At 42.4% G+C, this 10,557-nt stretch carries 12 protein-coding genes; 10 read left to right on the top strand and 2 right to left on the bottom strand.

What is annotated here, in order from left to right; translation table 11 throughout:
- The first annotated feature begins 68 nt into the window (after window positions 1-68).
- The 8 genes from VE944_RS22585 to VE944_RS22550 all read left to right on the top strand — a co-directional run bounded on the left by VE944_RS22585 (window position 69) and on the right by VE944_RS22550 (window position 6,208).
- Window positions 69-293, top strand: a complete 225-nt coding sequence (locus VE944_RS22585; protein ID WP_292853797.1) for a type II toxin-antitoxin system Phd/YefM family antitoxin — start codon at window positions 69-71, stop codon at window positions 291-293.
- Complete coding sequence (locus VE944_RS22580; RefSeq protein ID WP_324982177.1) at window positions 290-676, top strand: type II toxin-antitoxin system VapC family toxin; 387 nt, start codon at window positions 290-292, stop codon at window positions 674-676. The genes VE944_RS22585 and VE944_RS22580 overlap by 4 nt, the downstream gene beginning before the upstream one ends.
- A gap of 370 nt (window positions 677-1,046) precedes the next feature.
- Window positions 1,047-2,207 carry a DUF58 domain-containing protein gene (locus tag VE944_RS22575; protein ID WP_324982174.1) on the top strand — a complete coding sequence of 387 codons (1,161 nt, stop codon included), beginning with the start codon at window positions 1,047-1,049 and terminating at the stop codon, window positions 2,205-2,207.
- Between the two features lie 278 nt (window positions 2,208-2,485).
- Complete coding sequence (locus VE944_RS22570; protein WP_324982184.1) at window positions 2,486-2,851, top strand: ferredoxin thioredoxin reductase catalytic beta subunit; 366 nt, start codon at window positions 2,486-2,488, stop codon at window positions 2,849-2,851.
- Complete coding sequence (locus VE944_RS22565; RefSeq protein ID WP_324982171.1) at window positions 2,848-3,240, top strand: DUF309 domain-containing protein; 393 nt, start codon at window positions 2,848-2,850, stop codon at window positions 3,238-3,240. Before VE944_RS22570 ends, VE944_RS22565 begins: the two co-directional genes overlap by 4 nt.
- Before the next feature lie 379 nt (window positions 3,241-3,619).
- The gene (locus VE944_RS22560) at window positions 3,620-4,117 is read left to right on the top strand and encodes an LptA/OstA family protein (protein WP_324982169.1); all 498 of its coding nucleotides are present in this window, start codon (window positions 3,620-3,622) and stop codon (window positions 4,115-4,117) included.
- 28 nt (window positions 4,118-4,145) lie between these two features.
- Window positions 4,146-4,874 carry an LPS export ABC transporter ATP-binding protein gene (gene lptB / locus VE944_RS22555; protein ID WP_324982166.1) on the top strand — a complete coding sequence of 243 codons (729 nt, stop codon included), beginning with the start codon at window positions 4,146-4,148 and terminating at the stop codon, window positions 4,872-4,874.
- A 218-nt stretch (window positions 4,875-5,092) separates the two neighbouring features.
- Window positions 5,093-6,208 carry an LptF/LptG family permease gene (locus VE944_RS22550; RefSeq protein WP_324982163.1) on the top strand — a complete coding sequence of 372 codons (1,116 nt, stop codon included), beginning with the start codon at window positions 5,093-5,095 and terminating at the stop codon, window positions 6,206-6,208.
- Between the two features lie 189 nt (window positions 6,209-6,397).
- Here VE944_RS22550 and VE944_RS22545 read toward each other — a convergent pair whose 3' ends face one another.
- A complete protein-coding gene (locus VE944_RS22545) occupies window positions 6,398-7,018 on the bottom strand; it encodes a CP12 domain-containing protein (protein WP_324982181.1) in 621 nt (206 codons plus the stop codon).
- 428 nt (window positions 7,019-7,446) lie between these two features.
- Between VE944_RS22545 and VE944_RS22540 the strand changes: the two genes are divergently transcribed.
- A complete protein-coding gene (locus VE944_RS22540) occupies window positions 7,447-8,745 on the top strand; it encodes a hypothetical protein (RefSeq protein WP_324982159.1) in 1,299 nt (432 codons plus the stop codon).
- A gap of 30 nt (window positions 8,746-8,775) precedes the next feature.
- On the opposite strand, the gene VE944_RS22535 is transcribed toward VE944_RS22540, so the two are convergent.
- Entirely contained in the window at window positions 8,776-9,456 is a 681-nt protein-coding gene (locus VE944_RS22535) for an S-layer homology domain-containing protein (protein ID WP_324982157.1), read from the bottom strand.
- Between the two features lie 347 nt (window positions 9,457-9,803).
- On the opposite strand from VE944_RS22535, the gene rpiA reads away from it, so the two are divergent.
- Window positions 9,804-10,514 (top strand): ribose-5-phosphate isomerase RpiA, encoded by a 711-nt coding sequence (gene rpiA / locus VE944_RS22530; protein WP_324982155.1) that lies wholly within the window; start codon window positions 9,804-9,806, stop codon window positions 10,512-10,514.
- Window positions 10,515-10,557: the final 43 nt, after the last annotated feature.

Here is a 10,557-nt window from a genome sequence, read left to right as displayed (position 1 = left end):
TAATCATATACAATTATAAATTTATAGATGCAAACCACCAAAATCCAGAGAACTGGTAAAGACTATCAATGCACCAAGTTAATTTGAAAGAAGCTGAGACTCGCCTAGCAGAATTAATTGAAGAGGCGGCTGGTGGAGAAGAAGTCATCATCACGCGTAATGATGGGACATCTTTCAAAATTGTGCCACTTAATGTAGAGTTACGCCCCAAGTTTGGTAGTGCTAGGGGTTTAGTAAAAATGTCAGATGATTTTGATGAGCCGTTGGCAGATTTTGAGGAATACGCTCAATGAGGCTCCTGCTCGACACCCATACGTTTTTATGGTTTATTGAGGGCAGTTTCAATCTCAGTGAGACAGCAAAAAACCTGATTGAAGATCAGGAAAATCAAAGATTTTTGAGCATTGCGAGTCTTTGGGAAATTTCTATCAAGGTCAGTATCGACAAGCTAAAACTGGAAATGACTTTTACTGAGTTGGTCAAACAACAAGTTTATGGTAACGCTATTGAATTGCTCGAAATACGACCAGAACATTTAGATGATTTAGCAAAGCTGCCTTTTTACCATAAAGATCCATTTGATCGGCTCATAATTTCTCAAAGTTTAGTGGAGAGCATACCTATAATTACTAAAGACAGCGTGTTTGAAAGTTATCCTGTACAGATATTGTGGTGAATTGTACCGCATTTACACAGAAAGTTATTGGCAAAAGTCGAGGTCGGAAAGCGATGCTTACGGCGGCAATGCTCAAGACTAGTTATAGCGTTTCCCAAGCAAATGAAGTACACCCCACCCGCGCTATCGAGCACCCTCCCCTTATTCTTGGGGAGGGTTAGGGAGGAGTGATTTCGTACCTCACCAGAGTGGGAAAGGCTATAAGGCTTGTGCCTATACTAAAAAGGAAAGACTAGAAGAATCTTAATCTCCAAATGCTATTAATGGAGAGATATTTGTAAGCCAAATTATAGAGTGGTTTCGATAAGGACATCAGGCGCAACCCCTGAGACACTGTGAATTTTGGGTGGTGTTGGGTTAAAAAAGAAACATGAAAATCATCAAACCCATCACCAATTGGTTAGAAACCCGCGCTTGTGCCCCTACTTATGGCGGTTGGGTACTAGCATTAACCGCTATTTGTTTTTTTGGTGCAGGTATCAATACGATGGCTGGTTGGCTGTACGCCATTAGCGGCATTAGTTTTGCCCTTTTGGGTGTAGCAGCCATCTTACCGCCGCGATCGCTCACAAATCTATCCATCACCCGCCGTCCCATACAACCTGTGTCAGCAGGCGACGATCTCACTGTAGAATTAGAAATCCGCAATCAGACACAGCAGCCTGTAAGCTTATTGCAAGTTGAAGATATACTACCCTTCGTCTTAGGGAAACCAGTACAAAAGGCAATCGAAACAATTCCTAGCCAAGGTAGTTACCGTTGGATATATTACCACCCTACCCAGCGCCGGGGCGTTTATCGCTGGCATACAGTCGAACTTGGTTCTGGTGCGCCTTTGGGATTATTCTGGTGTCGCCGTCAGCGTGATTGTGCTGCCACAGCGATCGTTTATCCCACAGTGTTACCCTTGGCTACCTGCCCCCTAGTGGATGAGATGGGGCAAGAAGAGAGCAAAAGGGGCGATCCTCGTGGTAAACCCTTGCAGACAGCGACAACGGGGCTGGTGCGATCGCTCCGTCCTTACCGCATCGGAGATCCCACCCGTCTGATTCACTGGCGAAGTAGTGCCCGCTATGGAGAATTAAGAGTACGGGAGTTAGAAGTGGTCACAGGTGGACAAGAAATAGTTATTGCCGTTGATAGTGCTAGTAATTGGGAAGAAGAAAACTTTGAACAAGCAGTAATTGCCGCAGCTTCGCTGTATTTTTATGCACAGCAACAGCAATTACAGGTGCAACTATGGACAGCATCAACAGATTTAATTAAAGGCGATCGCTTTGTACTAGAAACCCTCGCAGCAACCAGAGCATTAGAAGATGCCAGTTCAGTAGTTCCTAAAAACTACCCTTTGATTTGGCTGACTCAAAACCCCCTAAGCCTTGCTACTCTTACTCAAGGCAGTCGCTGGGTTTTGTGGCCAAATATTTCTTTACCAGCAGAACAAGAGGTAATCAATTGGGAACATCCTGGTATAGTTTTGCAAAGCGATCGCCCTCTACAACCCCAGCTACAAAAAACATTACCTTCATAAATTCCAAGAACTGGTAGAGCATTGGGCATTGGGGATTAGGAATTGGTCAATAATCAATAGTTCTTCTTCCACTGCTTCCCCTGCTTCCCCTACTCCCCACTCCCCACGCAAGTTAAGCTTCTGCGATTTCTTAAATTTTCTCTGATCCCAGCACACCAGACATATCAACCTTTAAGCAAAGGTAAAACAACTTGAACGGGTAAGGTTGGGGAAATCCACCCGTAATCCCTTAGTGAGGCTGAGGTACAATGCAAAGAAATATTTAAATTATGAGCGACATGATCACATCAGAACATAACACAAAATCCAGCGATAAAAGCCTAGAGGCAATGCGGCATTTTTCCGAACAATACGCCAAGCGTACTGGAACATACTTCTGTTCTGAGCCTTCTGTTACCGCAGTTGTGATTGAAGGACTAGCAAAACATAAAGATGATCTAGGTGCGCCTTTATGTCCCTGTCGCCATTACGAAGATAAAGAGGCTGAAGTTCACGCCACATATTGGAACTGTCCCTGTGTGCCAATGAGAGAACGCAAAGAGTGCCATTGTATGTTGTTCCTCACTCCTGACAACGAGTTTGCTGGAGAAAAACAAGACATCTCTCTCGCAACAATTAAAGAAGTACGAGACAGCATGGGATGAGCGAAACCATCCCCCAAGAGTTTTGGCAAGGCGTAGAACAGTTCAATTCTGGTCAGTTTTACGCTTGTCATGACACTTTAGAGGCTTTGTGGATTGAAGCTGGCGAACCGGAAAAAACCTTTTATCAAGGCATTCTCCAAATTTCTGTAGCCCTGTATCATTTGGAGAATCGCAACTGGCGAGGTGCAGTAATTCTGTTGGGAGAAGGTAGCAATCGCCTCCGTCGTTACCCATCCAGCTACAATGGCGTTGACGTAGATGAGCTATTGAGTCAGAGCGCAGTGTTATTAACGACATTACAACAAGTAGGGCAAGACTTGATTACATCTGGTGATTTGGGTGAAAATCAAGTCTTATCTTTGCCTAGAATTGTGCTGTCTAATGATTAGACATCTGGTAATTAATTGTGCGTTGCCCGAAATGCTCAGTAGGCACAATTCATGTAGACGCAAAACGGCTTAAAGCAGGGTATTGTCCCTACGGCGTTGTACTGATTCCATGTATGAAAATGATTTTGCGTAATACCAAAATCCTTGTAGAGAGGTAGCACCGCTACGTCTATACATCTAGATTCATACTTCAATTCAGCAACGTCGTGCTTACGTTATTTTCGCTCAGATGTCAATTTCCTGAAACCTTGAGGTTGGGGGTAGCGTCACTATTTCAGCCAGTAGTTATCGGAAATCACTCCAGATTGTATATTTCATATCTGGATAAAGTACTTGAGATAATTAGAATGCAAGCTGAAATCCTGAATCCCCAATTGCTATGATGCCCTGCTATCAATTGCCCATATCCCAGATGCGTCGCTTTGGATTAGCTTTAATGCTACCAGTTGCACTCTTGGGCGCTTTTGCCTTCCCTACCCAAGTGCAAACCGCCACCGCTCAAACATCTGTAGGAAATCGCCCCCTGACTATCCGCGCTGATGTGCAAGAATATGACGCGAAAAACCAAGTAATCACTGCTCGGGGTAACGTGCAAATGTTGTATCCTTCTCGCCAGATTCAGGCAACATCTGCCCAAGCACAGTACTTTAGTAAGGAACGCCGGATTGATTTCAGTGGGAACGTCTATATTTTGCAACAGGGCGGTAACAGTATCCGGGCGGAGAAAGTAACCTATTTAATTGACGAAGGGCGATTTGTTGCCTTACCCCAATCCAACCGTCAGGTAGAGTCCATCTACATGATTGAGGAATCAGATAATGCTGGGCAAACTGCAACACCTGCTCCACAGACACCAGCATTCAAGCGTTCTAATTAGCATCTACCATCAAGAAAAGGCACGAACAATGAAAATTGTTTTAGAGAATATTCACAAATCTTACGGCAAGCGAGTAATTGTCAATCGTGTCAATCTTTCTGTTGCTCAGGGCGAAGTCGTTGGTTTACTAGGCCCCAATGGGGCTGGTAAAACGACGACATTTTACATCGCCACAGGTTTAGAAAAACCCAATCAAGGAAAAGTCTGGCTGGGTAATCTAGACGTTACAGGAATGCCAATGCACGAAAGGGCGCGGCTGGGTATTGGCTATTTAGCACAAGAACCAAGTGTTTTTCGCCAGCTTTCGGTAGAGGATAATATTCTGTTGGTGCTAGAGCAAACGAATGTGCCACGATGGGAGTGGTCAAGACGACTCACAACTTTACTGCGGGAGTTTCGCTTGGAAAAATTAGCCAATAGCAAAGGAATTCAACTTTCTGGTGGCGAGCGACGACGGACGGAATTAGCAAGGTCTTTAGCTGCTGGACAAGAAGGTCCAAAATTTTTACTTTTAGATGAACCATTTGCGGGAGTTGATCCGATCGCAGTCTCAGAAATTCAGCAAATTGTCGCACAACTGCGCGATCGCGGCATGGGAATCTTAATTACAGATCATAATGTCCGTGAAACCCTAGCCATCACTGATCGCGCCTATATAATGCGCGAGGGACAAATTCTCGCTTTTGGCGGTGCTGACGAACTCTACGGCAACCCCCTGGTACGACAATACTATTTAGGTAATAATTTTCAAGTCTAAATTAATCATTGTTTAGTTAATAATTTAAAAGGCTATTTTGAAATTTTAAACATAAATTTATTAGTTAATTTTCAGGTATTTAAAATTAAATTTTAATCCTAAATTTAGATATCGTTTATTTCGCCAGGGTTGCTAACATTGGATTTTTCAAGCTAGTCATGATATCAAAGAAACTTACGTCTTTCTTCAACCTCTTTTCGCTGCTGCCTTTTACGATCATGGATCGTTACCTTGCTAGCGAATTGTTAGCGCCGTTTTTCTTTGGTGTCGGAGCTTTTTCATCAATTGGCGTTACCATCGATGCTGTATTTGATTTAGTCAGAAAAATTGTAGAATCTGGGCTACCCATAGACATTGCCATTCAGGTTTTTTTGTTAAAGTTTCCTAACTTTATCGTTTTAGCCTTCCCTATGTCTACGCTATTGGCTACTTTGATGACTTACAGTCGTCTTTCTAGCGAGAGCGAACTAATTGCCCTACGTAGTTGTGGGGTGAGTGTCTATCGGCTAGTGCTAACTGCTGTGCTGTTGAGTCTTGTGGTTACAGGAATGACATTTGTGTTTAACGAACAAATTGCACCAGCAGCAAATTACCAAGCGGCAATGACTCTGGATAATGCCCTCAAATCAGATAAGCCAACTTTAAAACAGCAGAATATTTTCTATCCTGAATACCAGGATGTTACACAGCCGGATGGCTCTAAGAATAGGATATTAACACGCTTGTTTTACGCCGACCAATTTGATGGTAAGCGGATGTCAGGTTTGACAATTATAGACCGTTCAACAAAAAATCTGAATCAAATTGTGGTATCAGAATCTGCCCAGTGGAATCCTTCTCAAAATGTCTGGGATTTTTACAACGGTACTATATATTTTGTCGCTGCCGATCGCTCTTATCGCAACATCGTCAGATTTGAACACCAACAACTGCAACTACCGCGCACGCCATTAAGTCTGGCAGAAAAAAGTCGGGACTATGGTGAGATGAATATTGTTGAAGCACTAGATCAACTAGAAGTTGAATATCTTGGTGGCGATCGCCAAAAAATTCGTAAACTCCAAGTACGGATTCAACAAAAAATCTCTTTACCTTTTGTATGTGTAGTTTTTGGCTTAGTAGGTGCAGTGATGGGGAGCATACCCCAACGAACTGGAAGAGGTACCAGCTTTGGGATTAGTGTCGTAGTTATTTTTTCGTACTACTTAATTTTCTTTATTAGTGGTGCGATCGCGCAAGCAGGTGCCCTTTCTCCCTTTATAGGGGCTTGGTTGCCCAACTTTATTTTTTTGGGAATAGGTCTATTTTTATTGATGCGAGTTGCCAAACGATAAAACCAATTCGCAATTCGCAATTAATTCAGCTACCCACAAGGGGTGGGGTTTTTACCTACCTTGAGAAACAAGGATTTTTTCGCCCACAAGGGGCGAGGTTTTGAACCTAGCTTTTTCTGATAAAAAATTATTTCTTCCCCCTCTGCTCCCTGCCCTCTGCCTCCCTACCTCTTCATCGTCACACTTCAATTACGGATGATAATTTCGACATTCTGGTGCATTTGGGTTTTCCTTACAGTATTCTTCAAAAGATACTTTGGCTGATACCATACCCTCAGCTTTCTGATGAGCGGCTTCTGCTTGAAGTTCTTCTACCTCATCCCAGGCGGCTGCACAGGCTTTAGAATAAGCACCTTGTTCGGTGCAAATAGCCCGAGATTGCTCAATGGCTTTTTGAATTCTCTCCTCCAGCAATAGGGCTTTTGGTGCTTCCACAAAGTCGCTTTTGGTCAAAATGTCGGTAATCGAAATGATACCCAACAGCTTGCCTTGAATCACAGGCGCTCGATGAATACCAGTGTTAGCAAACAATCGCGCTACATATTCCACACCCAAATCAGGATTTACCACAATGCAGGGCTTGCTCATAATTTCATAAACCCGCACTTGCTTTGGATCTTTACCGTAGGCTGTTACCTTGTAAACGATATCCGTTTCTGTGACAATGCCATAAGCATCATTGTCATAGCGACGATCCACAACCAGCGATCGCAATTTTTTTTCCTTCATCAGCCCCACTGCTTCAGCAACAGTCGCCGAACCGCGAATGGTAACTACATCTTTGGTCATGATATCTTCAGCTTTCATCATTGCTGTAGTCTCCTGGTTAATAGTACGGTGCAGCCCAGTGCCTTCAGAGGCGTATCGAAGCATTGCAGCACACAGTTTAATTTCCTAACTAGAAAATAAAAAAGTTGAACTTTTGTCCAGCTACAACAATAAATTAGACTAGTTGTCAACTCCTAATGTTATCCACTGTTACCGATACCCAAAAATAAGCATAAATTGCCATAACTTTCTAAAAAATCTCGCCAAAGGACTCCAGCCGCTAAAAAATAAATTTTTGACTACTACATGTCTGTTGGTACTGACTAATAACTGATGGAGAAGTTAGGATAAAATTACTATCCAACTTCAGTTGAGATATTCCTGTTGAGAAAAACAAAATAATTAAACACCAACACCTTCAGCTTCCATCAAGTTTTACAGATTTCGAGTAAATTTCAATTATTAATTTCATGCCAAATCGTCATTATCCTCCCGCCTACTTACGCTATCTCAAAGCCAGGTTATGGAATCTAGGGCGACCTGGTTTTTGGGGCACTGCAATTTTTTTATCTGTAGTTGGGCTAGTCACTTGGGAATACTGGTCAAACCCAGATATTTTCGTTTATAAGCAAAAAAGTCAATTCGCCTCACAAGAGCCTACTGATTCCTCGCTGTCAGAAGAAAACAAAGCCGTTGCAGCAGATATCGATAATCTGCCAGTTTTATTTAATGACTTTAACCAAGCAACTCCTTCAGTAACGCCAAATAACCCCAAGGAAAATACTGAAGCGAAAAATAGTCAAAACTCTTTAGAGGATGTAATTAACAAACAAAAGTCTGCTAATAATACCAAATTAAATCCTGGTCTAGGCGTTAATCCCGACACCTCCCCAGTCGTGAAAAATCCCTTTGTTGTACAAACAGAAAATTTATTACGGGCTGGTACGGGTGATAATAATAACCAGTTTTTAGGTCTTAAGCCTTTAAATACCGCGTCTGAACCAACAGGGGGCGAAACATCTTCTAGTCTGGGTATTGGATTCACAAATCAAACCAACAAGAATCAAAATTCTGTCTCCGCCAGCCCTGTGCAAGCAGGACTTAACCAATCGACAAACCAGCAATATTCTAGTTTCAATGGGACTGCAACTCAGACAAATGGCTTGGGCCAAGCCTCTGAGCCAGGAACAACGTTGATGCCACCCATTAACAGCTTACCCAGTCAGAATTCTATACCAAGTGCTGGGTTAACTACTGGGACAGGTTACACCTCAACGGGTACGAACTTGCAGCAAAATCCCTACAGTAATTTAAATAACGGTCAGGTAGTGCCTAGTAATAGGTTAAATACTGGTACAGGTTATACATCAACGGGTACGAACTTGCAGCAAAATCCCTACAATAATTTAAATAACGGTCAGGTAGTGCCTAATGTAGCACCAGTAACGTCCCCAGGCACGTATGTAGTACCAAATAATATTGCACCTTACTCTAGCCAGATTCCAAATCAAGGCGTTGTAAGCCCCACGAACCCTGTAGGATATGGGAATTATGGGTTGCAGCAACCGATGCAACCATTACAATCTACTTATGGAAATTATGGGTTGCAGCAACCGACGCAACCATTACAATCTACTTATGGAAATTATGGGTTGCAGCAACCGACGCAACCACCACAATCTAATTATGTGTTGCAGCAACCAACACAGTCTAATTCCTTATATCTTCGCCAGATTCGAGACAGGTATAGAGGTTCAGGTCAAAGGTGATTTTAAGCACCTTGGCTGGATAAAGTCTAGCTAAGGTGTTTGTGGACTATTTGGAATAATTGGAACTTCTGGTGTTTCGGGTTGTTGCTGTTGTCGTTGTAAATATTTACTCAATACATAAGCCATATCTCCACGGGTTACAGGTTTTAATGGGGAAATATTGCCTTGAGCATCTGTATTGAGAAATTCTTCAGTAGCTACTGTAGCGATCGCTTTTCTAGCCCAAGTTGGGATAGACTTTTCATCTGGATATAAAGCCAGAATATCATTCACAGCGTCATCGGGAAACTGAAATACACCATAAGCCTGGGCGAAAATAGCAAGAGCTTCAGCCTTTGTCACCTTTTGGTTAGGGAAGAATTCACTGCCCCGATAGCCTTTCATGATGTCAGTTTTTAAGACTGTCTGTATATCATTAAATGCCCAATGAGAACGAGGAACATCTGGAATAGTTAAATTTTTTTTGCTAACAGCTTGTCTTTTATTTAGCCCAAATGCTTTTACCATAATTGACGCTAATTCGGCCCTACTGAGTAACTTTTCTGGATAAAACTTGCCATCAGAATAGTTTGTCATCCATTTGATTGCAGTTACCTGTTGAATGGCATCAGATGGGACTCCAGAAGTATTTTCTGGCACTGGGGCCTGAGCAATTGCTGGTAAGTTTTGTAGTAGTGCCACTAAAGATAGAGTAATTGAAAGCTGACGCATTATGATAACCACTTTTAGCTGGTAAGTGAATTTAAAAAACTACGTTACTGAGGCTAACGCAAAATTTAGTGTTTTTAACTGGCCGCGCAAGTCGCCATCTTCTCTACGTTCGCGCAGCGTCTCATTAGTAGGATCAGTATACTGTAAAATCTTCATTTATTTAGTATATTAATATACTTATATTTACATGAATTATCTCCTTTGTTCCGGAGACCAGGATGTTTTATTTTTTATAATTCCTTAATTAAGCAAGTAAAGATTAGCAAAAACTTGTTTTTTACCTTTCATCTTTTGAGGTTATCTGCCCACTACTATGGACTATAGTCAGTTTTTCAGGAGTTTTGGCAATGACCGCAGCAGCAGATCCCGTAAAGTTGATGAAGCAAGAAGTTGGCAAAGCCGCCGCCGCCTTAGTAAAGTCGGGTTCTATTGTGGGGTTGGGTACGGGGTCAACAACAGCATATACGATTCAGTTTTTGGGCGATCGCCTCAAGTCTGGTGAACTTAAAGATATCATTGGTATACCTACATCATTTCAGTCAGAAGTACTGGCGAAGCAATACGGTGTACCTCTTGCCACCTTGGATGCTATTGATCACATCGATATTGCCATTGATGGCGCAGATGAAGTCGATCCGCAGAAGAATTTGATTAAAGGCGGTGGTGCAGCACATACCCGCGAAAAAGTTGTAGACTACCTGGCAGAACAGTTTATCGTTGTGGTAGATAGTGGTAAGTTAGTAGAACGCTTGGGTTCTACTTTCGCTGTGCCTGTGGAAGTGATTCCAATGGCAATTACTCCTGTGACTAATGCCATCAAAAAACTCGGTGGCAAACCAGAACTCCGCATGGGTGTAAAAAAAGCTGGCCCAGTAATTACTGATCAAGGCAATTTTGTGTTGGATGTCAGATTTGACTCTATTGAAGATCCAGTCAGCCTAGAAAAGACACTGAATAACATTCCCGGTGTTCTGGAAAATGGCATTTTTGTTAACTGTGTCGATTTAGTTTTGATTGGTGAAGTCAAAGATGGTCAGCCATTAGTACGGGAACTCTAAGAGTTATAGATTTTGGATTTTAGATTTCACAGACATCTAAAAT

The organism is Nostoc sp., assembly GCF_035638895.1.
Classification (GTDB): Bacteria; Cyanobacteriota; Cyanobacteriia; order Cyanobacteriales; family Nostocaceae; genus Nostoc.
This window is presented reverse-complemented; position numbering and strand designations above follow the sequence as displayed.

Bases quoted from the DNA above. Each gene is read 5' to 3' on its own strand.
- VE944_RS22585 (WP_292853797.1), top strand. From the start codon at position 69: ATGCACCAAGTTAATTTGAAAGAAGCTGAGACTCGCCTAGCAGAATTA.
- VE944_RS22580 (WP_324982177.1), top strand. From the start codon at position 290: ATGAGGCTCCTGCTCGACACCCATACGTTTTTATGGTTTATTGAGGGC.
- VE944_RS22575 (WP_324982174.1), top strand. From the start codon at position 1,047: ATGAAAATCATCAAACCCATCACCAATTGGTTAGAAACCCGCGCTTGT.
- VE944_RS22570 (WP_324982184.1), top strand. From the start codon at position 2,486: ATGATCACATCAGAACATAACACAAAATCCAGCGATAAAAGCCTAGAG.
- VE944_RS22565 (WP_324982171.1), top strand. From the start codon at position 2,848: ATGAGCGAAACCATCCCCCAAGAGTTTTGGCAAGGCGTAGAACAGTTC.
- VE944_RS22560 (WP_324982169.1), top strand. From the start codon at position 3,620: ATGATGCCCTGCTATCAATTGCCCATATCCCAGATGCGTCGCTTTGGA.
- lptB (WP_324982166.1), top strand. From the start codon at position 4,146: ATGAAAATTGTTTTAGAGAATATTCACAAATCTTACGGCAAGCGAGTA.
- VE944_RS22550 (WP_324982163.1), top strand. From the start codon at position 5,093: ATGGATCGTTACCTTGCTAGCGAATTGTTAGCGCCGTTTTTCTTTGGT.
- VE944_RS22545 (WP_324982181.1), bottom strand. From the start codon at position 7,018: ATGATGAAAGCTGAAGATATCATGACCAAAGATGTAGTTACCATTCGC.
- VE944_RS22540 (WP_324982159.1), top strand. From the start codon at position 7,447: ATGCCAAATCGTCATTATCCTCCCGCCTACTTACGCTATCTCAAAGCC.
- VE944_RS22535 (WP_324982157.1), bottom strand. From the start codon at position 9,456: ATGCGTCAGCTTTCAATTACTCTATCTTTAGTGGCACTACTACAAAAC.
- rpiA (WP_324982155.1), top strand. From the start codon at position 9,804: ATGACCGCAGCAGCAGATCCCGTAAAGTTGATGAAGCAAGAAGTTGGC.